The sequence below is a fragment of the Pseudomonas sp. GD03862 genome (assembly GCF_029840855.1).
Taxonomy (GTDB): Bacteria; Pseudomonadota; Gammaproteobacteria; order Pseudomonadales; family Pseudomonadaceae; genus Aquipseudomonas; species Aquipseudomonas alloputida.
In genome coordinates, this window is the sequence record NZ_JAOCDI010000036.1 from 1 (window position 1) to 26069 (window position 26069).

At 62.8% G+C, this 26069-nt stretch carries 20 protein-coding genes; 11 read left to right on the forward strand and 9 right to left on the reverse strand.

Features of this window, described 5'->3' with window-relative positions; genetic code table 11:
* Positions 1–398: 398 nt before the first annotated feature.
* Entirely contained in the window at positions 399–1631 is a 1233-nt protein-coding gene (gene lysA, locus N5D53_RS20655; protein WP_104962229.1) for a diaminopimelate decarboxylase, read from the reverse strand.
* Positions 1632–1754: 123 nt separating this feature from the next.
* On the opposite strand from lysA, the gene N5D53_RS20660 reads away from it, so the two are divergent.
* A complete protein-coding gene (locus tag N5D53_RS20660; RefSeq protein ID WP_014591822.1) occupies positions 1755–2660 on the forward strand; it encodes a LysR family transcriptional regulator in 906 nt (301 codons plus the stop codon).
* A gap of 199 nt (positions 2661–2859) precedes the next feature.
* Here N5D53_RS20660 and N5D53_RS20665 read toward each other — a convergent pair whose 3' ends face one another.
* Positions 2860–3213, reverse strand: a complete 354-nt coding sequence (locus N5D53_RS20665; protein ID WP_020192899.1) for a hypothetical protein — start codon at positions 3211–3213, stop codon at positions 2860–2862.
* A 274-nt stretch (positions 3214–3487) separates the two neighbouring features.
* Between N5D53_RS20665 and N5D53_RS20670 the strand changes: the two genes are divergently transcribed.
* Positions 3488–8353 (forward strand): NAD-glutamate dehydrogenase, encoded by a 4866-nt coding sequence (locus tag N5D53_RS20670; RefSeq protein WP_104962228.1) that lies wholly within the window; start codon positions 3488–3490, stop codon positions 8351–8353.
* Positions 8354–8607: 254 nt separating this feature from the next.
* Here the strand turns inward: N5D53_RS20670 and N5D53_RS20675 are convergent, their stop codons facing one another.
* Positions 8608–9426: a pyruvate, water dikinase regulatory protein gene (locus N5D53_RS20675; protein ID WP_003248634.1), complete on the reverse strand. Its 819-nt coding sequence runs from the start codon at positions 9424–9426 to the stop codon at positions 8608–8610.
* Positions 9427–9617: 191 nt separating this feature from the next.
* On the opposite strand from N5D53_RS20675, the gene ppsA reads away from it, so the two are divergent.
* From ppsA to N5D53_RS20715, 8 genes are all read left to right on the forward strand, one after another.
* On the forward strand, positions 9618–11993 hold the full coding sequence (ppsA, locus tag N5D53_RS20680; RefSeq protein ID WP_019752139.1) for a phosphoenolpyruvate synthase: 2376 nt from the start codon (positions 9618–9620) through the stop codon (positions 11991–11993).
* Between the two features lie 101 nt (positions 11994–12094).
* Positions 12095–13087 carry an alpha/beta fold hydrolase gene (locus N5D53_RS20685; RefSeq protein ID WP_223843611.1) on the forward strand — a complete coding sequence of 331 codons (993 nt, stop codon included), beginning with the start codon at positions 12095–12097 and terminating at the stop codon, positions 13085–13087.
* A gap of 659 nt (positions 13088–13746) precedes the next feature.
* The gene (rraA, locus tag N5D53_RS20690) at positions 13747–14238 is read left to right on the forward strand and encodes a ribonuclease E activity regulator RraA (RefSeq protein WP_010953085.1); all 492 of its coding nucleotides are present in this window, start codon (positions 13747–13749) and stop codon (positions 14236–14238) included.
* A 27-nt stretch (positions 14239–14265) separates the two neighbouring features.
* Entirely contained in the window at positions 14266–15261 is a 996-nt protein-coding gene (locus N5D53_RS20695) for a zinc transporter ZntB (protein ID WP_003248655.1), read from the forward strand.
* Positions 15262–15348: 87 nt separating this feature from the next.
* Positions 15349–15621, forward strand: a complete 273-nt coding sequence (locus N5D53_RS20700; protein WP_003248657.1) for a hypothetical protein — start codon at positions 15349–15351, stop codon at positions 15619–15621.
* Positions 15622–15623: 2 nt separating this feature from the next.
* Complete coding sequence (locus N5D53_RS20705) at positions 15624–16448, forward strand: mechanosensitive ion channel domain-containing protein (protein ID WP_003248659.1); 825 nt, start codon at positions 15624–15626, stop codon at positions 16446–16448.
* A gap of 113 nt (positions 16449–16561) precedes the next feature.
* The gene (sigX, locus tag N5D53_RS20710; RefSeq protein WP_003248665.1) at positions 16562–17128 is read left to right on the forward strand and encodes an RNA polymerase sigma factor SigX; all 567 of its coding nucleotides are present in this window, start codon (positions 16562–16564) and stop codon (positions 17126–17128) included.
* A 111-nt stretch (positions 17129–17239) separates the two neighbouring features.
* Positions 17240–18274, forward strand: coding sequence for an OmpA family protein (locus N5D53_RS20715; RefSeq protein WP_010953090.1), 1035 nt, complete (start codon positions 17240–17242; stop codon positions 18272–18274).
* Between the two features lie 86 nt (positions 18275–18360).
* Here the strand turns inward: N5D53_RS20715 and cobA are convergent, their stop codons facing one another.
* From cobA to N5D53_RS20740, 5 genes are all read right to left on the reverse strand, one after another.
* A complete protein-coding gene (cobA, locus tag N5D53_RS20720; protein WP_279840722.1) occupies positions 18361–19101 on the reverse strand; it encodes a uroporphyrinogen-III C-methyltransferase in 741 nt (246 codons plus the stop codon).
* A gap of 27 nt (positions 19102–19128) precedes the next feature.
* A complete protein-coding gene (locus N5D53_RS20725; protein WP_190870123.1) occupies positions 19129–20799 on the reverse strand; it encodes a bifunctional protein-serine/threonine kinase/phosphatase in 1671 nt (556 codons plus the stop codon).
* Positions 20800–20808: 9 nt separating this feature from the next.
* Complete coding sequence (locus N5D53_RS20730) at positions 20809–22020, reverse strand: nitrate/nitrite transporter (protein WP_190870124.1); 1212 nt, start codon at positions 22018–22020, stop codon at positions 20809–20811.
* A gap of 184 nt (positions 22021–22204) precedes the next feature.
* Entirely contained in the window at positions 22205–22780 is a 576-nt protein-coding gene (locus N5D53_RS20735; RefSeq protein WP_003248677.1) for an ANTAR domain-containing protein, read from the reverse strand.
* Positions 22781–22791: 11 nt separating this feature from the next.
* A complete protein-coding gene (locus tag N5D53_RS20740; RefSeq protein ID WP_104962223.1) occupies positions 22792–24006 on the reverse strand; it encodes a CmpA/NrtA family ABC transporter substrate-binding protein in 1215 nt (404 codons plus the stop codon).
* Positions 24007–24143: 137 nt separating this feature from the next.
* Between N5D53_RS20740 and N5D53_RS20745 the strand changes: the two genes are divergently transcribed.
* A complete protein-coding gene (locus N5D53_RS20745) occupies positions 24144–25166 on the forward strand; it encodes a quinone-dependent dihydroorotate dehydrogenase (protein WP_014591812.1) in 1023 nt (340 codons plus the stop codon).
* Positions 25167–25308: 142 nt separating this feature from the next.
* Here the strand turns inward: N5D53_RS20745 and N5D53_RS20750 are convergent, their stop codons facing one another.
* Positions 25309–25524: a ribosome modulation factor gene (locus N5D53_RS20750; RefSeq protein ID WP_003248687.1), complete on the reverse strand. Its 216-nt coding sequence runs from the start codon at positions 25522–25524 to the stop codon at positions 25309–25311.
* Between the last annotated feature and the right edge of the window lie 545 nt (positions 25525–26069).

Genomic DNA, 26069 nt, shown 5'->3' on the forward strand with positions numbered 1-26069 from the left:
TTTCAACGAATCCATGTATAGCTCCAGCGAGCAGGGATGATCATCAAATGCATGCAAGCGTTGCATTCGACCCGAGGCTGGACACTAGCGAGGAATCACTTCTCAAAGGAGCGTTGCGCTTCCGATAGGTGCGTAGGAAATTTCTGATTAAGCGGTATCGTTGACGTTGGCAGGCTTTTCGTCGCCTTTCACGTCAACCCACCTGCCTCTCGTTGCGCCATGGCTATCGGGTGCAGAGCCACCCTGGTCGCTTTTTTTAATACGGTGCCGCATCGAGACAGGGCCGCAAAGCGGCCCGATCGCACCCGGCTTGAGCGTGCCGGGGGATGAACCTGGAGGTGAAGGTCAGTTGGAAGCGGGCGTGCCCGCAAAAGGGTGTGCACGCCCAGGGGCGATCTTTAGAAATCCGCCTCCAGGCTCAGCAGGTCCTGCACCGTCTGCCGCCGGCGGATCATCCGCAGGGCACCGTTCTCGATCAGGAACTCCGGCAGCAGCGGCCGGCTGTTGTAGTTCGACGACATCGACGCGCCATAGGCCCCGGCATCGTGGATCACCAGCAGGTCGCCCACCTGTGCCTGAGGCAGGTCCTGCGGGGTCAGTGCCTGGTCATCCTGGGTGAACACGTCACCCGATTCACACAACGGCCCGGCCACCACGGTCGGCTGGCGCGGGCGATCTACTGCCTGGCCATCGGCATCGAGCAGGGTCATGCCGTGGTAAGCGCCGTACATCGCCGGGCGCATCAGGTCGTTGAAGCCGGCGTCGATCATGACGAAGGTATTGCGCCCCACCTGTTTCACGGCACGGACTTCGGCCACCAGGTAGCCCGACTCCGCCACCAGGAAGCGTCCGGGTTCGATCTCCATGCGCACCGGGTGGCCGAGCATCGTTTCGATCTCCTTGCGCGCCACCGCCCAGGTCTGCGCATAACGCTGCAGGTCGACCGGTTTGTCGGTGCTGCGGTAAGGGGTGGAAAGCCCGCCGCCGATGGAGAACGCCTCGATGTCCACGCCCAGACGGCCGATCAGCTCGATCATCGAGCGGGCCACCTGTTCCAGGTGCTGGTAGTCCACCCCGGAACCAATGTGCATGTGCACGCCCACCAAGTGCAGGCCATGGGCCTTGATGCACGCCAGCGCCTCGTCCAGCTCTTCGTGCCAGATGCCATGCTTGCTGTTTTCGCCGCCGGTATTGGTCTTGCGGCTGTGGCCATGGCCGAAGCCCGGGTTGATGCGGATCCACACGCGGTGGCCGGGCGAGCGTTCACCCAGTTGGCGCAGCATGTCGATGGAGCCGGCGTTGACTTCGATCTTCTCTGCCACCACTCGCTCCAGGGTTGGCCGGTCCAGCGCGTCGCAGGTCAGCACCACGCCGGCAGGGTCACCGTCAACGCTCGCACCCGCAGCGAAGGCCCGCTCCATTTCACCCAGCGACACGGCGTCCAGCACCAGGCCATGGGCGCGCATCAGGCGTAGCACATGCAGGTTGGGGTTGGCTTTCTGGGCGAAGCGCACGGTGTCGAATACGTTCAACTGCTCGACACGCTCGGCGATGGTGCTGGCGTCGTACGCCCAAAGCGGCGAGCCGTGCTGGCGAACCGCCTCGGCCAGAAGGGTGAAGGGTGCGGTCATGGTGGCGTTACTCGTATAAGGAAGGCCACGAGGATGAATCAAAGCGGGAATTCAGAAAAATAGCTATTTTTCTGCCAGTCATTCATATCTGATATACCCATTGTCGACTCACTGGGTGCTGCCGTGAAACTGTCCGTCCGCCACATCGAAGTGTTCCGCGCCATCATGGCCGCTGGCAGTGTCACGGGTGCGGCGCGCCTGCTGTTCACCTCGCAGCCGACCGTCAGCCGCGAACTGGCGCGGCTGGAGCAGGTGACTGGCCTGAACCTGTTCGAGCGCGAGGGCGGGCGCCTGGTGGCGACGGCCCAGGCGCTGCTGTTGATCGAAGAGGTCGAGCGGGCCTACGTCGGGCTGGAGCGGATCGATCGCTTTGCGCAGGCCATCCGCAACTTCGAGCAGGGCCGGCTGGCCATCACCTGCCTGCCGCTGTTCTCGCAAACCTTGTTGCCCAAGGCTTGCCAGCGCTTTCACCAGCAGCACAGTGGCGTGAGCGTGAGCATTCTGGCGCAGGAGTCGCCGTTGCTGGAGGAGTCACTGGTTGCCCAGCAGCATGACCTTGGCCTGACTGAAGTCGAACAGATACCGCGCGGCGCGTATGGTGAATTGCTGTTCAGTGCCAACATGGTGTGCGTGTTGCCCGAGCATCACCCGCTGCAGGTGAAGGCTGAACTGGAGCTGAGTGATTTCCATGAGGTCGATTTCATCAACCTGGCCAGCCTGGATACCTACCGCCAGCGTCTGGATCAGCACTTTCGTGCGGCCGGGGTTAACCGCCGCACGGTCATCGAGACCACCAGTGCCGCTTCGGTGTGCGCCATGGTCAGGCAAGGCCTGGGGGTGGCGATCATCAACCCGCTGAGCGGGCTGGAGGCGGCGCAAGGCGGGTTGCCGATCCGCAGGTTACGGGTTTCGGTGCCCTATCAGGTAATGCTGATACGCCCGGACCATCGGCCAGCATCGGCAGCGGTGGAGCCGTTTTGCGAGGCGTTGCGGGTGCAGGCCAAAGAGATGCAGCAGGCGCTGGACTGATCAGTGTAGGGGCGGCCTTGTGTCGCGATAGGGCCGCAAAGCGGCCCCAGCAATCTATGCATGATGTCGAGATCCTGGGGCCGCTGCGCGGCCCTTTCGCGACGCAAGGCCGCTCCCACAGGGATCGCGCCAGCTTTTAGAAATTGAGCAAGACAGTTGCTCCCACAGGGACCGCGCTCCCACTAGGCAGGGGCAGGGTTCAAAGCTCGCAGACCAAGGTTCCAGTACCGGCCAGGATGTTCTCCAGGGTTTCCTTCACTTCATCCATGTCACTCAAATCGCTGGTCAGGTTGATTTCCAGTACTTCATCCCCCTTCAGCGCGTCCCGGTCGCCGGCCGCCACTTCGATCAGCAGGCGCTTGGCGCTCAGGGTCACTTTAAGGCCATCCAGCGTCGACGGCTCGTCATCCAGCGTCAGGTCGACGGTGTCCTCGTCCGGGTAACGGGTAAGCAGGAACATCTGACCCTTGTCGCTGTGGCAGCACAGGGTCGCCATGTTGTCTTCCTCGTCATCGCAAGGGGTGGCGAACAGCAGGGCGGTGTTGATTTGCATGAGCAGGCTCGGGTCAAAGGAAACGGAAGGGAATTCTGACAGTCTTGCGTACAGGCATAAACGTAAAGTTACCGCCCCTTGACCGAAATTGTCGCAGCGCTGCAAGCGTAGATGACCGATCAGTCGTTAAGCTTCGGCGAGCCCTGGGCGTGCCTGCGCACGTTCAACGTCTGGTTTTTACCGTCCGTCATGCCACGGGTTGGCTATCGTTGATCCGTACACGGCGCACGCAGCGACGCTTCAATTATTACAAAGCCCAAGCGGAGTACCACAGATGGCGTTCTTCACCGCAGCCAGCAAAGCCGACTTCCAGCACCAACTGCAAGCGGCCCTGGCGCAGCACATCAGCGAGCAGTCCCTGCCACAAGTGGCGCTGTTCGCCGAGCAGTTCTTCGGCATCATCTCTCTGGACGAACTCACCCAGCGCAGGCTTTCCGACCTGGCCGGCTGCACCCTGTCAGCCTGGCGCATCATCGAGCGTTTCGACCCCGAATACCCGCAAGTGCGGGTGTACAACCCTGATTACGAACGCAATGGCTGGCAGTCGACCCATACCGTGGTCGAAGTGTTGCACCATGACTTGCCGTTCCTGGTCGACTCGGTGCGCACCGAGCTCAACCGCCGTGGCTACAGCATCCACACCCTGCAAACCACCGTGCTCAGTGTGCGCCGTGGCGCCAAGGGCGAGCTCTTGGAGCTGCTGCCCAAGGGAACCCAGGGCGAGGGCGTGCGCTACGAGTCATTGATGTACCTGGAGATCGACCGCTGCGCCAATGCCGCCGAGCTGACGGTGCTGACCCGCGAGATCGAGCAGGTGCTGGCCGAGGTACGGGTGGTGGTGGCCGACTTCGACCCGATGAAGGCCAAGCTGCGTGAAGTGGTAGCGCAGGTGGAGCAAACCGCCTTTGGCCCCGCCCAAAACGAGAAGGACGAAGTCAAGGCCTTCCTCGAATGGCTGCTGGATAACCACTTCACCTTCCTGGGCTATGAAGAATTCACCGTCAAGGGCGGCGCCGATGGCGGCCAGATGGTCTACGACGAGCAGTCGTTCCTCGGCCTGCCGCGCCGCCTGCGTGTGGGCTTGACGGCAGAAGAGCTGCGCATCGAAGACTACGCTGTGGCCTACCTCAACGAGCCGCTGCTGCTGTCGTTCGCCAAGGCCGCGCTGCCCAGCCGCGTGCACCGCCCGGCCTACCCGGACTACGTGTCGATCCGCCAGCTGGACGCCGACGGCAAGGTCATCAAGGAGCACCGCTTCATGGGGCTGTACACCTCGTCGGTGTATGGCGAAAGCGTGCATGCCATTCCGTACATCCGCGTGAAGGTGGCCGAAGTCGAGCGCCGTTCGGGCTTTGATCCCAAGGCCCACCTGGGCAAGGAACTGGCCCAGGTGCTGGAAGTGCTGCCGCGCGACGACCTGTTCCAGACGCCGATCGACGAGCTGTTCAGCACGGTCATGGCAATCGTGCAGATCCAGGAGCGCAACAAGATCCGCGTGTTCCTGCGTAAAGACCCGTACGGCCGCTTCTGCTACTGCCTGGCCTACGTCCCGCGGGAAATCTATTCCACCGAAGTGCGGCAGAAGATCCAGCAGGTGCTGATGGAGCGCCTGAAGGCCAGCGACTGCGAGTTCTGGACCTTCTTCTCCGAATCGGTACTGGCCCGTGTGCAACTGATCCTGCGGGTCGACCCCAAGAACCGTATCGACATCGACCCGCAGCAGCTGGAACGCGAAGTCATCCAGGCCTGCCGCTCGTGGCATGACGACTACTCGGCACTGGTGGTGGAGAACTTCGGCGAAGCCCAGGGCACCAACATCCTCGCCGATTTCCCCAAAGGCTTCCCGGCCGGTTACCGCGAACGCTTCGCCGCGCACTCGGCGGTGGTCGACCTGCAGCATGTGCTGAACCTGTCGGAAAGCAAGCCGCTGGCCATGAGCTTCTACCAGCCGTTGACCCAGGTGGGTGAGCGCATCCTGCACTGCAAGCTGTACCACGCCGACACCCCGCTGGCGCTGTCCGACGTGCTGCCGATTCTGGAAAACCTCGGCCTGCGCGTGCTCGGCGAGTTCCCGTATCGCCTGCGCCATGCCAATGGCCGCGAATACTGGATCCACGACTTCGCCTTCACCTACAGCGAAGGCCTGAGCCTGGATATCCAGCAGCTCAACGATACCTTGCAGGACGCTTTCATCCACATCGTCCGGGGTGACGCCGAGAACGACGCCTTCAACCGCCTGGTGCTCACCGCCGGCCTGCCGTGGCGCGACGTGGCCTTGCTGCGTGCCTACGCCCGTTACCTGAAACAGATCCGTCTGGGCTTCGATCTGGGCTACATCGCCAGCACCCTGAACAACCACACCGACATCGCTCGTGAGCTGACCCGGTTGTTCAAGACCCGCTTCTACCTGGCGCGCAAGCTCACCCAGGACGACCTTGACGACAAGCAGCAGCGCCTGGAACAGGCCATTCTGACTGCGCTGGACGACGTGCAAGTGCTCAACGAAGACCGCATCCTGCGGCGCTACCTGGACCTGATCAAGGCCACCCTGCGTACCAACTTCTACCAGCCTGACGCAAACGGCCAGAACAAGTCGTACTTCAGCTTCAAGTTCAACCCCAAGCTGATCCCCGAATTGCCCAAGCCGGTGCCAAAGTTCGAGATATTCGTCTATTCGCCTCGGGTCGAGGGCGTGCACCTGCGCTTTGGCAACGTTGCCCGTGGTGGCCTGCGCTGGTCCGACCGCGAAGAGGACTTCCGTACCGAAGTGCTGGGGCTGGTGAAAGCCCAGCAGGTGAAGAACTCGGTCATCGTGCCGGTCGGCGCCAAGGGTGGTTTCCTGCCGCGTCGCCTGCCGCTGGGCGGCAGCCGTGACGAGATCGCCGCCGAAGGCGTGGCGTGCTACCGCATCTTCATTTCCGGCCTGCTCGACATCACCGACAACCTCAAGGACGGTGGCGTGGTGCCGCCGGCCAACGTGGTGCGTCATGACGATGACGACCCGTACCTGGTGGTAGCGGCCGACAAAGGCACCGCGACCTTCTCCGACATTGCCAACGGCATTGCCATCGACTACGGCTTCTGGCTTGGCGATGCCTTTGCCTCGGGCGGCTCGGCCGGTTACGACCACAAGAAGATGGGCATTACCGCGCGCGGCGCCTGGGTGGGCGTGCAGCGTCACTTCCGCGAGCGTGGCATCAACGTGCAGGAAGACCCGATCACCGTCATTGGTGTGGGCGATATGGCCGGTGACGTGTTCGGCAATGGCCTGCTGATGTCCGACAAGCTGCAACTGGTGGCCGCGTTCAACCACCTGCATATCTTCATCGACCCCAATCCCGACCCTGCCACCAGCTTTGCCGAGCGCAAGCGCCTGTTCGACCTGCCGCGTTCGGCCTGGAGCGACTACGACACCAGCATCATGTCCGAAGGCGGCGGGATCTTCCCGCGCAGTGCCAAGAGCATCGCCATCAGCCCGCAGATGAAAGAGCGCTTCGCCATAGAAGCCGACCGCCTGACCCCGACCGAGCTGCTTAACGCGCTGCTCAAGGCCCCGGTGGACTTGCTGTGGAACGGCGGTATCGGTACCTACGTGAAGGCCAGCACTGAAAGCCACGCCGATGTCGGCGACAAGGCCAACGATGCGCTGCGGGTCAACGGTAACGAACTGCGCTGCAAGGTAGTGGGCGAGGGCGGCAACCTGGGCATGACCCAGCTCGGCCGCGTCGAGTTCGGCCTGAACGGCGGCGCCACCAACACCGACTTCATCGACAACGCCGGCGGCGTGGACTGCTCCGACCACGAGGTCAACATCAAGATCCTGCTCAACGAAGTGGTGCAGGGTGGCGACATGACCGAGAAGCAGCGCAACCAGCTGCTGGGCAGCATGACCGACGAAGTGGCCGGGCTGGTGCTGGGCAACAACTACAAGCAGACCCAGGCGCTGTCGCTGGCCGCCCGCCGCGCCCGCGAGCGGATTGCCGAATACAAGCGCCTGATGGCCGACCTCGAGGCGCGGGGCAAGCTGGACCGTGCCATCGAGTTCCTGCCGTCCGAAGAGCAGTTGGCCGAACGCCTGGCTGCCGGCCAGGGCCTGACCCGCGCCGAGCTGTCCGTGCTGATCTCGTACAGCAAGATCGACCTCAAGGAGCAACTGCTCAAGTCGCTGGTACCGGACGACGACTACCTGACCCGTGACATGGACACCGCTTTCCCGCCGTCCCTGGTCAGCAAGTTCGCCGAGGCCATGCGCCGCCACCGCCTGAAGCGCGAAATCGTCAGCACCCAGATCGCCAACGACCTGGTCAACAACATGGGTATCACCTTCGTCCAGCGCCTGAAGGAGTCGACCGGCATGAGCCCGGCCAACGTGGCCGGGGCCTATGTGATCGTGCGCGACATCTTCCACCTGCCGCACTGGTTCCGCCAGATCGAGGCGCTGGACTATCAGGTGCCGGCGGAAATCCAGCTCACCCTGATGGACGAGCTGATGCGCCTGGGCCGCCGTGCCACCCGCTGGTTCCTGCGAAGCCGCCGTAACGAACAGGACGCCGGGCGCGATACCGCGCACTTCGGGCCGAAGATCGCGCAGCTGGGTCTGAAGCTGGATGAGCTGCTCGAAGGCCCTACCCGCGAACGCTGGATGGTCCGCTACCAGGGCTTTGTCGACGCCGGTGTGCCGGAGTTGCTGGCGCGTATGGTGGCGGGTACCAGCCACCTGTACACCCTGCTGCCGATCATTGAAGCGGCCGACGTGACCGGCCATGAGCCCGCGCAGGTGGCCAAGGCATTCTTCGCCGTGGGCAGCGCGCTGGACCTGACCTGGTACTTGCAGGAAATCAGCAACCTGCCGGTGGAAAACAACTGGCAGGCGCTGGCCCGCGAGGCATTCCGCGACGATATCGACTTGCAGCAGCGGGCGATCACCATTTCGGTCCTGCAGATGGTCGATGCACCGGAAGACATGGATGCCCGCGTGGCGTTGTGGTCAGAGCAGCATCGGGGAATGGTGGAGCGCTGGCGCGCCATGCTCGACGACCTGCGCAATGCCACGGGCACTGACTATGCGATGTACGCGGTGGCCAACCGCGAGCTGGTCGACCTGGCCATGAGCGGGCAGGCGGCGGTGGTGCCGTCCTGAGCCTTGTGGTGAGGTAAAACAAAGCCCCGGTAGTGATGCCGGGGCTTTTTTGTATGCCTGGGCTGGCCCTTTCGCGGGTGAACCCGCTCCTACACAGATTGGTGGTGGACACACATCGGGGGTTGGACACAGCCCGTCGTGTAGGAGCGGGTTCACCCGCGAAGAGGCCGGCCCTGCTGGCCAATTTCCACCCGCCGTTCACTGTCGCTGCCGCCACCGTATTCGCGGGTAAACCCGCTCCTACAGGGGGGGCGTTACTTGAACCGCCTCTCCACGCCTTTTTCAACCAGGATCTTGGCGGAAATCTCTTCCACCGAAAAATGCGTGGAATTGATATTGGGAATGTTCTCCCTGCGGAACAGGCTTTCCACTTCACGCACTTCGAATTCGCACTGGGCAAAGCTGGAATAGCGGCTGTTGGGCTTGCGTTCGTGGCGGATGGCGGTGAGGCGGTCGGGGTCGATGGTCAGGCCGAACAGCTTGCTGTGGTGCTTTTTCAGCACCGCCGGCAGCTGCAGGCGCTCCATGTCGTCCTCGGTCAGCGGGTAATTGGCGGCACGGATGCCGAACTGCATGGCCATGTACAGGCAGGTTGGGGTTTTGCCGCAACGCGACACGCCAACCAGAATCAGGTCGGCTTTGTCGTAGTAGTGGGTGCGTGCACCATCGTCGTTATCCAGGGCGAAATTCACCGCCTCGATGCGTTCCATGTAGTTGGAATTGCCACCAATCGAGTGGGATTTGCCCACGGAATACGACGAATGGGCGATCAATTCCTGCTCAAGTGGGGATAAAAACGAAGAAAAGATGTCGATCATGAAGCCATTCGACGTCGCCAGGATCTCGCGGATGTCCTGGTTGACAATGGTGTCGAAGATGATCGGGCGGACCCCATCCCGCTCGGCCGCAGCGTTGATTTGCTGGACCATGGCCCGCGCTTTGTCCGGCGAATCGATGTAAGGACGGGTGAATTTGTTGAACGGAATGCTCTCGAATTGCGCGAGCAAACTCTGGCCCAGGGTTTCGGCAGTGATACCGGTGCCGTCGGAGATGAAGAACGCGGTTCGTTTCATTTGCGATCTGGGCCTTAAGCTGATGGCGATTCTTGGATATGATAAGTTCGGTTTGCCGAATGCGGCTGTCGACATTCTGCCACATTTGCAGCGCCTATTTTCCAGGTACAGGCCACAAACGCCCGGCCAAGTCATAGAAGACAGGCGGGCGCCTTTTGAGCTTTTCCAACACAGTTAGTGGAGAGATCACCTTGGTAGAGTACGTAGTTTCCCTCGATAAGCTCGGCGTCCATGATGTGGAGCATGTGGGGGGCAAGAACGCATCCCTGGGCGAGATGATCAGTAACCTCGCCGGTGCCGGCGTGTCGGTGCCGGGCGGCTTTGCCACTACGGCTCAGGCGTACCGTGACTTTCTCGAGCAGAGTGGGCTGAACGACCGCATTCACGCCGCGCTCGACGCGCTGGACGTTGACGACATCAATGCCCTGACCAAGACCGGCGCGCAGATCCGCCAGTGGGTCATGGAAGCCGAATTCCCGCCACGCCTGGATTCGGAAATCCGTACGGCCTTCGCCGAAATGGCCGCCGGCAACGACAACATGGCCGTTGCCGTGCGTTCTTCGGCTACCGCTGAAGACCTGCCGGACGCCTCGTTCGCCGGCCAGCAGGAAACCTTCCTCAACATCCGCGGCGTCGATAACGTGATCCGCGCGGCCAAGGAAGTGTTCGCTTCGCTGTTCAACGACCGCGCCATCGCCTACCGCGTGCACCAGGGCTTCGATCACAAGCTGGTTGCCTTGTCTGCCGGTGTGCAGCGCATGGTCCGCTCCGAAACCGGCACCGCCGGCGTCATGTTCACCCTCGACACCGAGTCGGGCTTCCGCGACGTGGTATTCATCACTGGCGCCTATGGCCTGGGCGAAACCGTGGTGCAGGGTGCGGTCAACCCTGACGAATTCTACGTGCACAAGAACACCCTGCAGGCCGGCCGCCCGGCCATCCTGCGCCGCAACCTGGGCAGCAAGGCGATCAAGATGGTCTATGGCGACGAAGCCAAGGCCGGCCGTTCGGTCAAGACCGTCGAAGTCGACCGCGCCGAGCGCGCACGCTTCTGCCTGACCGATGCCGAGGTCAGCGAGCTGGCCAAGCAGGCCATGATCATCGAGCAGCACTACCAGCGCCCGATGGACATCGAGTGGGCCAAGGACGGTGACGACGGCAAGCTGTACATCGTCCAGGCCCGCCCGGAAACGGTGAAGAGCCGTTCCAGCGCCAACGTCATGGAACGCTACCTGCTCAAAGAGAAAGGCACCGTGCTGGTCGAAGGCCGTGCCATTGGCCAGCGTATCGGCGCCGGCAAGGTTCGCGTCATCAACGACGTATCGGAAATGGACAAGGTCCAGCCGGGCGACGTGCTGGTCTCCGACATGACCGACCCTGACTGGGAACCGGTGATGAAGCGCGCCAGCGCCATCGTCACCAACCGCGGTGGCCGTACCTGCCACGCGGCGATCATCGCGCGTGAGCTGGGTATCCCGGCGGTAGTCGGTTGCGGCAACGCTACTCAGGTACTGAAAGATGGCCAGGGCGTGACCGTTTCCTGTGCCGAAGGCGATACTGGCTTCATCTTCGAAGGCGAGCTGGGCTTCGACATCAAGCAGAACTCGGTCGATGCCATGCCGGAACTGCCGTTCAAGATCATGATGAACGTCGGCAACCCGGACCGCGCCTTCGACTTCGCCCAGCTGCCCAACGCCGGTGTCGGTCTGGCACGCCTGGAGTTCATCATCAACCGCATGATCGGCGTGCACCCCAAGGCGCTGCTGAACTATGCGGGCCTGCCTGCCGACCTGAAAGACAGCGTCGACAAGCGCATTGCCGGCTACAACGACCCGGTCGGCTTCTATGTCGAGAAGCTGGTCGAGGGTATCAGCACCCTGGCGGCGGCCTTCTACCCGAAAAAGGTCATCGTGCGCCTGTCGGACTTCAAGTCCAACGAGTACGCCAACCTGATCGGTGGCAAGCTGTACGAGCCGGAAGAAGAAAACCCGATGCTGGGCTTCCGCGGTGCTTCGCGTTACATCAGTGAATCGTTCCGTGACTGCTTCGAGCTCGAGTGCCGTGCACTGAAGCGTGTGCGCAACGAGATGGGCCTGACCAACGTCGAGATCATGGTGCCGTTCGTGCGTACCTTGGGCGAAGCCAGCCAGGTCGTCGACCTGCTCGCCGAAAACGGCCTGGCCCGCGGCGACAACGGCCTGCGCGTGATCATGATGTGCGAACTGCCGTCCAACGCCATCCTCGCCGAAGAGTTCCTGGAATACTTCGACGGCTTCTCGATCGGCTCCAACGACCTGACCCAGCTGACCCTGGGCCTGGACCGTGACTCGGGCATCATCGCCCACCTGTTCGACGAGCGTAACCCTGCGGTGAAGAAGCTGCTGGCCAACGCCATTGCCGCCTGCAACAAGGCTGGCAAGTACATCGGCATCTGCGGCCAAGGCCCATCGGACCACCCGGACCTGGCCAAGTGGCTGATGGAGCAGGGCATCGAAAGCGTGTCGCTGAACCCGGACTCGGTACTCGAGACCTGGTTCTTCCTGGCCGAAGGCCAAGGCGCGGCCTGATGCAGTAAACGCGGGGGGGCGTCTGGCGCCCTCCTGCCTGGTTTTTTCCAGGGCGAGCTCCAGCAATGGACCCCGCCCTTTTTTGTGCACCAAGCAACCTTATGCAAAGCAGCAGCACTTTATTCCCCGTGGCCCTGCTCAGTGCCGAGCGCCGCGGCGATCTTAGCGAAGACGTGTATCGGATCAAGGCCGGTAATGGCCCGGACCCCAGCGTCGAGCTCGCCATCACCCGTCTAGGGCTGGCCGACCAGGTTCAGGCCCAAGGCGTGCCGGTCATTCTCCTGCACGGCAGTTTTTCCAATCGGCGCTTCTGGTATTCGCCCAAAGGGGTTGGCCTGGGTGCCTACCTTGCGCGCGCCGGTTTCGATGTCTGGATCCCGGAAATGCGAGGCCACGGCCTGTCGCCGCGTAACCAGGACTGGAAGCACAACAGCGTTGCCGCCTACGCCCGTGATGACCTGCCGTTGATCAACGCGTTCGTGCGCGAGCAGTCGGGCCAGGCGCCGCACTGGGTTGGCCATTCCCTGGGTGGCACCACCCTGGTAGCTGCGCTGGGCGGTGGTTTTCTGGCTGCCGAGCAGTTGGCCAGCGTGGCGCTGTTCGGTACCCAGATCAGCCGTGTCTATTGGCCGTTGAAAGTGCCGCCGCTGGCTTGGGGCGCGAAGCTGGTGCTCAAGCGTTGGGGGCAGATATCCGGGCCACGTTTCAAGCGTGGGCCTGAAGACGAGCCGATAGGCCTCGCCCTGGAGAGCATGCGCTGGCACGGCCTGTTCGGGCGTTTTGGCGACAAGAAGCACGATTGGTGGGCAGGGCTGGCTGAAGTGGATGTACCGCTGCTGGCAGTGGCCGGTGCAGGGGACTTCCAGGACCCGGTGTGGGCCTGTCGCAAGCTGTTCGAGCAGTTGGGCGGCGAGCGCAAGCAGTTCCTGCGGCTGGGTCGTGAAGAAGGTTTCGAGGCCTTTGGGCATGTCGACATGCTGGTGAGCAAGGCCGCGCAGGTGCAGGTGTGGCCGCTGGTGGAGCGCTGGCTGCGCAACCCGCTGCTGCCGGTGCATGCGTCCACTGTCGTTGCGGAACCTGTGCCTGCCAGCTGAGTTTGCTGTACCTGTCATGGCCGCTTCGCGGGTAAACCCGCTCCTACACCGGATTGGTGGTGGACGCACATCGGGGGTTGGACACAGGCCGTCGTAGGGGCGGGTTTACCCGCGAAAGGGCCGGGCCTGCTGGCCAATTTCCACCGGCCGTTCACCGTTGCCGCCACCACCGTATTCGCGGGTAAACCCGCTCCTACACCGGATTGGTGGTGGACGCACATCGGGGGGTGGACACAGGCCGTCGTGTAGGAGCGGGTTTACCCGCGAAAGGGCCGGGCCTGCTGGCCAATCTCCACCGGCCGTTCACCGTTGACGCCGCCACCGTATTCGCGGGTGAACCCGCTCCTACACCGGATCGGTGGTGGAAACAGGTCGGTCGTTGGGCGCAGGCCGCGTGTAGGAGCGGGTTTACCCGCGAAAGGGCCGGCCCTGCTGGCCAATCTCCACCCGCCGTTCACCGTTGACGCCGCCACCGTATTCGCGGGTAAACCCGCTCCTACACCTGGATAACGGCGCGTTCCTGTGCAGGAACGGGTCACGCGTGGAAGGGCCGAGACAGGATGAATACAAATGACTGCCCGGTCCCGGATGACTGCGACAGCCTCCAAGGTGTAGCCTTGGCCGATACCCGCTTTCGTTGTGACTGACAGGAGCTTCCCATGCAGCATTACGTAACGCCCGACCTGTGTGACGCCTACCCGGACCTGGTACAAGTGCTGGAACCGATGTTCAGCAATTTCGGTGGCCGCGATTCGTTCGGTGGCCAGATCGTTACCATCAAGTGTTTCGAGGACAATTCGCTGGTCAAGGAGCAGGTCGAACTCGACGGCAAGGGCAAAGTGCTGGTGGTCGATGGCGGTGGGTCGCTGCGCCGTGCGCTGCTCGGCGACATGCTCGCCGAAAAAGCCGCAAAAAACGGTTGGGAAGGCTTGGTGATCTACGGCTGCGTGCGTGATGTCGACGTGCTGATCCAGACCGACGTTGGTGTGCAGGCCCTGGCCAGCCACCCGATGAAGACCGACAAGCGGGGTATTGGCGATCTCAACGTGGTGGTGACCTTCGCCGGGGTAACCTTCCGCCCGGGTGAGTATGTGTATGCCGACAACAATGGCGTGCTGGTCTCGCCGAAACCGCTGAAAATGCCGGAGTAATGCGCCGCACGCGCTGATGGAGCTTTGATGTTCGAGGAAGACAACGCGCAGTGGGGGCTGGTGCATGCCCTGGTGCTCGATGGCAAAGGTGGCGCGCGCTCGATTGCCCGTACCGAACTGGACGACCTGCAGTTGCAACCGGAGCAGAGCCTGTGGCTGCACTGGGACCGCAGCCATCCGCAAACCCGTTCCTGGCTGCTGCACGACAGCGGCCTGAGCGAGTTCGCCTGCGAGCTGCTGCTGGAAGAAAACACCCGGCCGCGCCTGCTGCCCATGGCGGACGAACAGCTGTTGCTGTTCCTGCGGGGGGTCAACCTCAACCCGGGTGCCGAGCCCGAAGACATGGTTTCGGTACGCATCTTCGCCGAGGCGCAGCGGGTTATTTCGCTGCGCCTGCGGCCGTTGCGCGCCAGCGATGAAATTCTCCAGCTGCTGGAACAGGGCAGGGGGCCGAAATCGGCCTCGGAACTGTTGCTGTTGATGGGCGAGTTGCTGACCGAAAAGGTCCAGGGCCTGGTCAGCGACCTGGCCGAGCTCGTCGACCTGGAGGAAGAAAAGGTCGAATCCGACGAGCGGTATGCCCCGGAGCAGGGCAGCTTGCAGCAGATCCGCCGCCGTGCCGCTGGCTTGCGCCGCTTTCTCGCCCCGCAACGGGAAATCTATGCGCAGTTGTCGCGCAGCAAATGGAGCTGGTTCGCCAATGCCGACGCCGATTACTGGAATGAACTCAACAACAGCCTGATCCGCTACCTCGAAGAGCTGGAACTGGCCCGCGAACGCGCTGCGCTGGTGCTGGAAAGCGAGGACCGGCGGCGTAGCGAGCGGATGAACCGCACCATGTACCGCTTTGGCATCATCACCTGCATCTTCCTGCCCATGAGCTTTGTCACCGGGCTACTGGGCATCAATGTCGGCGGCATCCCCGGGGCGGAAAACCCTTTGGGCTTCCTGTTCGCCTGCATCGTCGTGCTGGGGTTGGCCGTGGGGCAGTGGTGGCTGTTCCGGCGGTTGCGGTGGGTATAGCTGTGCAATTTGAAACCTTCGTGCCAACAGGATGTGTGACCCGTCGCCCGGCCATCTCGTCTCTTGCTGACACTGCGCGAGGTGCCCATGCACGATCCGTTTGAAGAATCCCTGCGCGACCTGCTCAAGGCGTCACCCTCCGGCAATGACCGGGACGACCGGGACGACGCCGCTTGCCTGGGTCGCGTGCTGAAAACCGCCAACCGCCAGGTTGGCGCGGGTGATCTGTTCAGCCTGCTTGGCCGCTGGAGCCAGGCGCTGCTGATTGCCGTGAACAATGGCTCGGCGCATGTTGCGCCGGTGCGTCGACACTCTTCCCGCAACGCTGCCCCCGGCAGCAAAGCAGATAAGGCCGATTGAATATGGAACTCGATCTCTGGACCCAGAGCCTGGTCACCGCGATGACAGCCCTTTGGACCAAGGTAGCGAACTTCATCCCCAACCTGTTCGGCGCGCTGGTCGTGGTGCTGCTCGGTTTCGTGGTGGCCAAGCTGCTCGACACGCTGCTGTCCAAACTGTTGGCCAAATTTGGCCTGGACCGCCTGATGGCCGGCACCGGCCTCACCAAAATGCTCGGTCGCGGCGGTATCCAGGTGCCGATCTCGACCCTGATCGGCAAGATCGTCTATTGGTTCGTGCTGCTCATCTTCCTGGTCTCGGCTGCCGAATCGCTGGGCCTTGAGCGGGTTTCGGCAACCCTCGACATGCTCGCCCTGTACTTGCCCAAGGTGTTCGGCGCGGCCCTGGTGCTGCTGGCCGGCGTACTGCTGGCGCAGGTGGCCAACGGCCTGGTGCGTGGCGCTGCCGAAGGTATCGGCCTGGAATACTCGGCGGGTCTGGGGCGTATCACCCAAGGCCTTGTGATCATCATCAGCATCTCGGTGGCCATCAGCCAGCTTGAAGTGAAAACCGACCTGCTGAACCACGTCATCGTTATCGGGCTGATTACCGTTGGTCTGGCCGTTGCCTTGGCCATGGGCCTTGGCAGTCGCGAAATTGCCGGGCAGATCCTGGCCGGCATCTACGTGCGCGAGCTGTACCAAGTCGGCCAGCAGGTGCGGATTGGAGAGGTCGAAGGGCATATCGAGGAGATCGGTACGGTGAAGACGACGCTGCTGACCGATGATGGCGAACTGGTGTCGCTGTCTAACCGCGAGCTGCTTGAACAGCGCGTCAATAGCCGCTAACCGCACAAAAGCTGTTAATGTATGCCGCCGCGAAATTCGACCCACGGGGTCGCGCGGCGACATTGACCTGACTGTCGGCCAGATCCGTTTTGAATAAAGTTCATTCGCCGCCCATGCGCTATGACCCCCGCGAGCTCACAGACGAAGAGTTGGTGGCGCGTTCGCATGAGGAGCTGTACCACGTTACCCGCGCCTATGAAGAGCTCATGCGGCGCTACCAACGGACCCTGTTTAACGTCTGTGCGCGTTATCTGGGGAACGACCGTGACGCGGACGATGTCTGTCAGGAAGTGATGCTGAAAGTGCTGTACGGGCTGAAAAACTTCGAGGGTAAGTCGAAGTTCAAGACCTGGCTCTACAGCATCACCTACAACGAGTGCATTACCCAGTACCGCAAGGAGCGCCGCAAACGTCGGTTGATGGATGCCTTGAGTCTGGACCCTGTTGAAGAGGCGTCCGAAGACAAGGCTCCAAAGCCGGAAGAAAAAGGCGGGCTGGACAAGTGGCTGGTGCATGTGAACCCGATTGACCGGGAAATTCTGGTGCTGCGTTTTGTCGCAGAGCTGGAGTTCCAGGAAATTGCCGACATCATGCACATGGGCTTGAGCGCGACGAAAATGCGTTACAAGCGCGCGCTAGACAAGCTTCGGGAGAAATTTGCCGGCCTTGATGAAACTTAGTGGCGTGCAAATATCTCTAACGAACCGGCGAGTTCTGCTAGACTCGCCGTCGAGTTGTCCCTCTTGTTTGTGGTGGGACTGCTTAACTATCACCAGATGGGGATTTAACGGATGAAATTGAAAAACACCTTGGGCTTGGCCATTGGTTCGCTTGTAGCCGCCACTTCGATTGGCGCTATGGCACAAGGTCAAGGCGCCGTCGAGACTGAAATCTTCTACAAGAAAGAATTCTTCGACAGCCAGCGCGACTTCAAGAACGACGGCAACCTGTTCGGCGGCTCGATCGGTTACTTCCTGACCGACGACGTTGAGCTGCGTCTGGGCTACGACGAAGTGCACAACGCTCGTGGCGAAGACGGCAAGAACATCAAGGGCTCGAACACCGCCCTGGACGCCGTTTACCACTTCAACAACCCGTACGACGCCATCCGTCCGTACGTTTCCGCTGGTTTCTCGCACCAGTCGCTGGGCCAGACCGGCCGTGGCGGTCGTGACCACTCCACCTTCGCCAACGTTGGCGCTGGCGCCAAGTGGTACATCACCGACATGTTTTACGCCCGTGCCGGCGTAGAAGCTCAGTACAACATCGACCAGGGCGACACCGAGTGGGCCCCGAGCGTTGGTGTTGGCCTGAACTTCGGCGGTAGCCCGAAGCAAGCTGAAGCTGCTCCTGCTCCAGTTGCTGAAGTCTGCTCCGACTCCGACAACGACGGCGTGTGCGACAACGTCGACAAGTGCCCAGACACCCCGGCCAACGTTACCGTTGACGCCGACGGCTGCCCGGCTGTTGCCGAAGTCGTTCGCGTTGAGCTGGACGTCAAGTTCGACTTCGACAAGTCGGTCGTCAAGCCTAACAGCTACGGCGACATCAAAAACCTGGCTGACTTCATGAAGCAGTACCCACAAACCACCACCGTGGTTGAAGGTCACACTGACTCCGTGGGTCCAGACGCTTACAACCAGAAGCTGTCCGAGCGTCGTGCCAACGCTGTCAAGCAAGTGCTGACCCAGCAGTACGGCGTAGAATCCAGCCGTGTTGACTCGGTTGGCTACGGCGAAACCCGTCCGGTTGCTGACAACGCCACCGAAGAAGGCCGTGCTGTCAACCGTCGCGTTGAAGCTCAGGTAGAAGCCCAGGCCAAGTAATTGGTTTGAAGCTTCATGAAAAACCCGGCCTCGGCCGGGTTTTTCTTTGCCTGGGGTTTAACCGGCCTCGAAGGCTGTTCCTGCTGTTAGCCTGCGATTGCGATCCGCCCCACAGCCTGTTGCTCTCCCACCACCTCTCCAATCACCAGGATTGCCGGGCTACGCAAGCCAAACGCCCGCGCAGCTTCCACCATTCCCTGCACATCGCTTCTGCACTCCCGCTGCTGCGGCAGCGAGGCGTTTTCGATCATCGCCACCGGCATTCCCGGCGCCATACCCCCCGCCAGCAATCCCTGGCGCACCTGTTCCAGCCGCGCCACCCCCATGTAGACCACCAGCGTTGTCCCGCCCTGAGCCAAGGCCGCCCAGTTCAGCTCGCTATCGTCCTGGGTGTGCGCCGTCACCAGCGTCACCCCTCGGCTCACGCCCCGTGAAGTCAGGGGAATCCCGCATTGGGTGGCCCCGGCCAGGCCGGCGGTGATGCCATTGATCACCTCCACTTCGATGCCATGGCCCTGCAGCCACAGTGCCTCCTCACCGCCACGGCCGAAGATGCAAGGGTCGCCGCCCTTGAGCCGTACCACGCAACGGCCCTGTCGCGCGTGGCGCAGCATCAGGCGCTGAATGAACGCTTGCGGTGTAGAGCGGCAGCCACCGCGCTTGCCCACGGTCATTACCCGGGCCTGCGGGCAATGCTCGAGCACTGCCGGGTTGACGAGGTCGTCGACCAGGACCACGGCGGCTTGCTGCAACGCACGCACTGCCTTGAGGGTGAGCAGTTCAGGGTCACCAGGGCCGGCACCGACCAGCCATACTTTTGCATTCATCAGCGTTTCCTCATCGGCAAGGCGCGTTCAGCCCTTGAGCAGGGTAAACAGCAGTATCAGATTGATCAGCAACGACAACAGGGCCAGGGTGCGCCACACCTTCAGCGGCTCGCGCTCGAGCAGCGGCCGGGGTCGGCTGGGCAGTTCCTGGCGGTCGCCGCGCTCGAGTAGCAGCAACCAGTGTTCGGCGGTTTCGAAGCGCTGCGCCGGGTCGCTCGCCACGGCCTGCAGCAGGTTGTGCTGCAGCCATTCCGGCAGGTCGGGTCGGTAGCGCGCGGCGTTGACCGGCTGGCCGAAGCGCGGGCGCTGGAAGGCCTCTACCTCGCCGTACGGGTAGTGTCCGGTCAGCAGGTGGTACAGGGTCACGCCCACTGCATACAAGTCCTGACGCGGGCTGGGCGGGTGGCCATCGAATGCTTCCGGGGCGATATACGAGGGCGTGCCGGGCAGCTCGTGCAGCGGGTCTTCGGACAGGCCCGGGCAATAAGCCAGGCCGAAGTCCAGCAGGCGCAGCTGGCCATCGCGGCCCAGGTGCAGGTTGTCTGGCTTGATATCGCGGTGCAGCAAGTTGCGCCGATGCAGCACACCGACTGCCTGCAGCAGTTGCCGGGCGACTTCCAGCCATTGCGGCAGGGGCAGCGGGCCTTGTTCGGCCAGCAACGCCGCCAGGTTCTGGCCGGGATATTCGCGCATCACGTAGTACAGGTGCTGGCGCTGATTGGCGGCGTGTAGCTCGGGGAAATGCCGGCCGGCGATGCGGCGCAGAAACCACTCTTCCAGCAACAGCCCTTGTGCCGCCCCCGGTTCCTGTTCGCGTGCCGTGGGCAGGGTCTTGAGCAGCCAAGGCTGGTTCTGGCTATCGCGCACTTTGTACAGCAAGGACTGGCGGCTGTGCGCATGCAGTGTTTCGACCTGCCAGCCGTCGATCACCTGGCCTTCGCGCAGCGGGCCGGGCACTGGCCATTGTTGCAGTTGCGCCAGGGTATCGCCCAGGTTAGCCGTGCCCAGTTGTTCGACTTGCACCAGCAAGGCGCTGGCGTTGTCCTTGCTGCCGTTGAGGTGGGCACTGGCCACCAGAGTGTCGGCGGCCAGTTGCAGGTCAGTTTGCTCGCGCAGCACGGCCTGGATGTGCTGTTCGCCCAGGCTGGCCCAGACCCCGTCGCTGAGCAGCAGAAAACATTCGCCCAGTTGCAGCTCGCCTTCCAGGTAATCCACCAGCAGGTGCTGGTCCAGGCCCAGCGCCCGTTTCAGTACATGCTGCATGCCCGGTTGGTCCCATACATGGTCTTCGCTCAGGCATTGCAGGTTCCCCTCGTGCCAGCGGTACACCCGGCAGTCGCCTACATGGGCCAAGGTAAAGCGCCGGCCGCGCAACACCAGCGCGCTAAGCGTGGTCAGCAACGGCTGGCCGCTGCCCTGGGCGCGCAACCAGCGGTTTTGCGCCAGCAGCAGGCGGTCGAGGGCCTGGGCCACGCTCCAGGTGGCTGGCGTGGCGTAGTAATCCAGGGCCAGTGCCTGCAGGCTGGCGCGCGCCGCCAGGCCGCCGTCGGCACATTGGCTGACGCCGTCGGCCAGGGCGAACAGGTAGCCTTTGCTGGCGGCCAGTTCTGGTGCCGGCGTGACCAGGCGCAGGGCGTCCTGGTTTTCCGCGCGCGGCCCGGTGGCGCTGGCCTGGGCAAAGCTCAGTTGCAGGCTCATCGGCGTGCCTCAGACCCGTGCTGCAGTGACTGCAGCCGAGCCCCAGGTGGTGCGCCAGCGCTGTTTCACCCCGTGCAGGCCGAACCAGGCCAGCAGGCCCAGGCTGGCGAACAGCCACAACCCCATCTGGTAGTCACCGGTGTGCTGTTTGATGGTGCCCAGCCCGGCCGCCAACAGGAAGCCGCCGATGCCGCCGGCCATGCCGATCAGGCCGGTCATTACCCCGATCTCTTGGCGGAAGCGTTGCGGTACCAGTTGGAATACCGCGCCATTGCCCGCCCCCAGGCCGAGCATGGCGCTGACGAACAGCGCCAGTGCGGCCGCGGCAGAGGGCAGGTTGAAACCGACTGCGGCAATGCAGATGGCGGCCACGCCGTACATGCCCAGCAGGGTGCGGATGCCGCCAAAACGGTCAGCCAGGGCGCCGCCGAGCGGGCGCATCAGGCTGCCGGCGAACACGCAAGCGGCGGTGTAGTAGCCGGCGGTGACCGGGCTCAGGCCGTATTGGTCGCTGAAGTAGCCGGGCAGGGCGCTGGCCAGGCCGATGAAGCCGCCGAAGGTCACGCTGTAGAAAAACATGAACCACCAGCTGTCACGGTCGCCCAGTGCCTTGAGGTAGTCGGCCATGGCTTTCGGCTTGGGCCGTTGCGGGGCATTGCGCGCCAACAAGGCGAACACCACCAGCGCCAGTGACAGCGGGATCAGCGCAAAGCCGAACACATTGTTCCAGCCAAAGCCGGCTGCCAATGCCGGTGCCAGCAAGGCCGCGAACACCGTGCCGGAGTTGCCTGCGCCGGCGATGCCCATGGCCTTGCCCTGGTGCTGTGGCGGGTACCACTGCGAGGCCAGCGGCAGCGAGACGGCGAAGGACGCACCGGCAAAGCCCAGGAACACGCCTAGCAGCAGGGCCTGTTCATAGCTGTGTACGCCAAGGTACCAGGCTGCGGCCAGGGCGACGATGACCACCACCTGGCCGATCAGGCCAGCCGTCTTGGGCGACAGGCGGTCGACCAGAACGCCCATGGCGAAGCGCAGGATCGCCCCGGCCAGGATCGGCGTGGCCACCATCAGGCCCCGTTGTTGTGCGCTCAGTTGCAGGTCGGCAGCAATCTGCACCGCCAACGGGCCCAGCAGGTACCAGACCATGAAGCTGAGGTCGAAGTACAGAAACGCGGCGAACAGCGTGGGCACATGCCCGGATTTCCAGAAGCTGGCACTCATCGAACACCTCACTCGGTAGTACAACGGAACGAAAAAGACGCCGCTACCCGCTCCATGGGTGTGGAGGGGAGAGCGACGTCTTTGTCGGGATTCAAGTGGGGTAACCGCCGTTGGCTACCGGTGAGATTTGTTCAGCAAGAGATGGGCCAACTTCCGGGGCGGCTTGCTCGGATTTTTCAGCACATCAGCCGAGCATCTCATGCATGGCAATGATCTGTTCGGCCACCTGGATCAGCTTCTGCTGCCGGCTCATGGCCTGGCGACGCATCAGGGTGTAGGCCTGCTCCTCGTTGCAGTCCTTCATTTTCATCAGCAAGCCTTTGGCCTGCTCGATGCGCTTGCGTTCGGCCAATTGCTGGTCGCGCGCCAGCAGCTGCGCCTTTAGTGCCTGGTCGCTTTCGAAGCGGGCCATGGCCACGTCCAGGATCGGCTGCAGCCGCGCAGCATGGATACCTTCGACGATATAGGCACTGACCCCTGCCTGGATCGCCTGACGCATCATCCCGGGGTCGTGCTCGTCGGTGAACAACACGATGGGCCGCGGCTGGTCACGGCTGACCAGTACTACCTGTTCCATCACATCGCGGTCTGGCGAGTCGGTATCGATCAGCACCACGTCCGGGCGCACCGTTTCGACGCAGGCGGGCAGGTCGATGGTCAGGTCTGGGGCTTCGATGATCTCGAAGCCGGCCTCACTCAACGCAGCCCTCAGGCGACCGAGCTTGCTCTGGGTGTCGTCGATCAGCAGGATGCGCAACATGTTCGTCCCCCTCACGCGCCGACACGGGCATCGGGCAACTCGCCCAAGGCATGCAAGCTGAAACTGCGGGCATAGCCGAAGGGGTCGCTGCCGTCCCAGCGGGAGCCATCGATCAGCAGGCTGCTGCGCATCGGTTGGCCTGGGCAAGCGATGCCCAGGCTGTGTGCGGCCTCGCTGTACAACTGCAGTTGCTGGACCTGCCGGGCCACGCCGAGGTAGTCGGGATCTTCGCGCAGCAGGCCCCAGCGGCGGAACTGGGTCATGAACCACATGCCGTCGGACAGATAGGGCAGGTTGGCCCGGCCTTGGTCGAACAGGCGCAGGGCGTGTGGGTCTTGCCACTGGTTGCCCAGGCCATCCTCATAATGGCCGAGCAGGCGGGGGGCTATGCTGTCCAGTGGGGTGTCCAGGTAGGCGCTTGCGCTGAGCAGTTGCGCGGTGCTGCGGCGGTTTTCCGGGCTTTGCTCGATGAACCGGCTGGCGGTGAGGATCGCCTTGATCAGCGCACGGGCGCTGTTGGGGTATTGCTCGGCAAAGACGCGAGCGCAGGCCAGGACCTTTTCCGGGTGATCCGGCCAGATCGACTGGCTGGTGGCCAGGGTGAAGCCTTGGCCTTTGTTCACGGCGTCGGCGGCCCAGGGCTCGCCGACGCAGAAGCCGTCAATGCGCCCGGCCTGGAGGTGTGCAGCCATCTGCGCCGGTGGCACCACTACGCTGTCGACGTCGCGCAGCGGGTGAATGCCCTGGCTGGCCAGCCAGTAATACAGCCACATGGCGTGGGTGCCGGTGGGGAAGGTCTGGGCGAACGTCAGGCGTGCGCCATGCTGGTGCACCAGACGCGCCAGTGCCTCAGGGTTGGTCACGCCCTTGCGCTGCAAGGCAGGGGACAGGTTGATAGCCTGGGCGTTCTGGTTCAGCCCCATGAGCACGGCCATGTCGCTGGCAGGTACACCGCCAATGCCCAGGTGCACGGCGTAGACCAGGCCATACAGGCAATGCGCGGCGTCCAGTTCGCCGCTGACCAGCTTGTCGCGCAGCCCGGCCCACGAGCCCTGGCGCTGGAGGTTGAGGGTAAGGCCGTGCTGCTGGGCGAAGCCCTGGGTGGCGGCGACCACGACCGAGGCGCAGTCGGTCAGGGCCATGTAGCCGATGTTCAGGCTGGTTTTTTCCGGCGCGTCGCTGCCGTTGACCCAGGCCAGGGGCGTTGCTCGGGGTACAGTGTTCACAAGAGTCCTCGCCCTTACTGATAAGGCTGTGGGCTGAACGGGTGCAACCGATGTGCCAAGCGCTCCACGATTTGCTGTCCTGTCAGCCCCGCGCTGGCTATAATCGCCCCCTCACTCACCCTGAGCCTTGCCCGCCCATGTATACCCTGGCCCGCCAGCTGCTGTTCAAGCTTTCCCCGGAAACTTCCCACGACCTGTCCCTGGACCTGATCGGCGCCGGTGGCCGTTTGGGCCTCAACGGCATGCTGTGCAAGCAACCGGCGTCATTGCCGGTTTCGGTCATGGGCTTGAACTTCGCCAACCCGGTGGGGCTGGCAGCTGGCCTGGACAAGAACGGCGCGGCCATCGACGGCTTCGCCCAGCTGGGCTTCGGTTTTGTCGAAATCGGCACTGTCACCCCGCGTCCGCAGCCTGGCAACCCCAAGCCACGGTTGTTCCGCCTGCCGGAAGCCACGGCCATCATCAACCGCATGGGCTTCAACAACCTGGGCGTTGATCACCTGCTCGAGCGCGTACGCGCCTCGCGCTACAAGGGGGTGCTGGGCATCAACATCGGCAAGAACTTCGATACCCCGGTCGAACGTGCCGTCGATGACTACCTGATCTGCCTGGACAAGGTCTACACCGCCGCCAGCTACATCACGGTCAACGTCAGCTCGCCCAATACCCCGGGCCTGCGCAGCCTGCAGTTCGGGGACTCGCTCAAGCAGTTGCTCGACGCCCTGGCCGAGCGCCGCGAACAACTGGCCGGTGCACATGGCAAGCGCGTGCCCCTGGCAATCAAGATCGCGCCGGACATGAGCGACGAAGAAACGGCGCTGGTGGCCGCTGCGCTGATGGAGTCGGGCATGGATGCGGTGATCGCCACCAACACCACGCTGGGCCGTGAAGGTGTCGAAGCATTGCCGTACGGTGGCGAGGCGGGCGGCCTGTCGGGCGCACCGGTGCTGGAGAAGAGCACCCATATCGTCAAGGTGCTGGCAGGTGAGCTGGGCGGCAAGTTGCCGATCATTGCCGCCGGGGGCATTACCGAAGGCCGCCATGCTGCCGAGAAGATCGCGGCCGGGGCGAGCCTGGTGCAGATCTACTCGGGCTTCATCTACAAAGGGCCAGCGCTGATTCGCGAAGCGGTGGATGCTATCGCGGCAATGCCGCGGTGACCAGCCCGCCCCTGCCGGGGGCGGGTGGGTGCAGCTGATGAGGTTTGCCAAGGCATAAAAAAGGGCCCCTTCAAGGGGCCCCTGGGCCTTCGCCCGCCGCCCGGATGGGGCGTGCATGGTAAATCGAATTCAGTGTCCTCGTTCAGCCAACGGCGTGATTTTCGTTGAGTCTATGGATGCCAGCGGTGCCAGTCATTCCGTCCCAGTTATCACCGCGACCTTCACGCCAGCCGTTGATCCAGGCTTGGCGAACAGAAGGAAGATTGAAGGGGCAAAGTTCGCGGGATTTGCCGGTGACCCCGTATTGGTAGCCACGTGAATATGCTCTTTCCAACGGATCACGCTTAAGTCTTCTCATAGGGTGTTGCCCTCACTTGTTGACTGTAATGTCCCGTCGGCCTCTCCGAGGCCGGGCAGAGTCGTTCTGCCGGTTTGCGCTCGCTGCCGGCGTGGCGAGCTGAAAGTGCCGCCTCGTTGCGAAGCGGCCTAAGACCAGTTCTATCGAATGCGAGTCACGGTGTGAATGACCGATTTGTCATAAGCACGTAACCTTTCCAAGGGTGAGGGGATAAGTAAATAAATGCGACTCAACCTTGTTTGGTGTTTAGCCCTGCAATGATCGGGGTTTGCCGATCTTTGACGTCATTTCGCCAGCGTTGTTTGCGGATGACAGAAATAATTTGAAATGCGACGAAGGGTCACATTGGCCCGGAGATCGCCAGAATTACGCGTACTGCCTGATGATCTAAGCTGTCCTTGCCACTGGGCCAGGCACGGATCGGTCAGGCGGCCCGGCTTTTCTGCAGCACGTTGTGTGTCGCAGAAGGCCACCCGCACGCCTGCTGGAAAGGTGTACGGGCAAACATCGCGGGGCGATGCGTCGCCCCGTCAGTCAAATAGCCC

Bases quoted from the DNA above. Each gene is read 5' to 3' on its own strand.
- N5D53_RS20700 (WP_003248657.1), top strand. From the start codon at position 15,349: ATGCACGATCCGTTTGAAGAATCCCTGCGCGACCTGCTCAAGGCGTCA.
- N5D53_RS20695 (WP_003248655.1), top strand. From the start codon at position 14,266: ATGTTCGAGGAAGACAACGCGCAGTGGGGGCTGGTGCATGCCCTGGTG.
- N5D53_RS20735 (WP_003248677.1), bottom strand. From the start codon at position 22,780: ATGTTGCGCATCCTGCTGATCGACGACACCCAGAGCAAGCTCGGTCGC.
- lysA (WP_104962229.1), bottom strand. From the start codon at position 1,631: ATGACCGCACCCTTCACCCTTCTGGCCGAGGCGGTTCGCCAGCACGGC.
- N5D53_RS20750 (WP_003248687.1), bottom strand. From the start codon at position 25,524: ATGAGAAGACTTAAGCGTGATCCGTTGGAAAGAGCATATTCACGTGGC.
- cobA (WP_279840722.1), bottom strand. From the start codon at position 19,101: ATGAATGCAAAAGTATGGCTGGTCGGTGCCGGCCCTGGTGACCCTGAA.
- N5D53_RS20725 (WP_190870123.1), bottom strand. From the start codon at position 20,799: ATGAGCCTGCAACTGAGCTTTGCCCAGGCCAGCGCCACCGGGCCGCGC.
- N5D53_RS20705 (WP_003248659.1), top strand. From the start codon at position 15,624: ATGGAACTCGATCTCTGGACCCAGAGCCTGGTCACCGCGATGACAGCC.
- N5D53_RS20730 (WP_190870124.1), bottom strand. From the start codon at position 22,020: ATGAGTGCCAGCTTCTGGAAATCCGGGCATGTGCCCACGCTGTTCGCC.
- N5D53_RS20665 (WP_020192899.1), bottom strand. From the start codon at position 3,213: ATGCAAATCAACACCGCCCTGCTGTTCGCCACCCCTTGCGATGACGAG.
- N5D53_RS20670 (WP_104962228.1), top strand. From the start codon at position 3,488: ATGGCGTTCTTCACCGCAGCCAGCAAAGCCGACTTCCAGCACCAACTG.
- N5D53_RS20745 (WP_014591812.1), top strand. From the start codon at position 24,144: ATGTATACCCTGGCCCGCCAGCTGCTGTTCAAGCTTTCCCCGGAAACT.
- rraA (WP_010953085.1), top strand. From the start codon at position 13,747: ATGCAGCATTACGTAACGCCCGACCTGTGTGACGCCTACCCGGACCTG.
- N5D53_RS20715 (WP_010953090.1), top strand. From the start codon at position 17,240: ATGAAATTGAAAAACACCTTGGGCTTGGCCATTGGTTCGCTTGTAGCC.
- N5D53_RS20685 (WP_223843611.1), top strand. From the start codon at position 12,095: ATGCAAAGCAGCAGCACTTTATTCCCCGTGGCCCTGCTCAGTGCCGAG.
- sigX (WP_003248665.1), top strand. From the start codon at position 16,562: ATGCGCTATGACCCCCGCGAGCTCACAGACGAAGAGTTGGTGGCGCGT.
- N5D53_RS20675 (WP_003248634.1), bottom strand. From the start codon at position 9,426: ATGAAACGAACCGCGTTCTTCATCTCCGACGGCACCGGTATCACTGCC.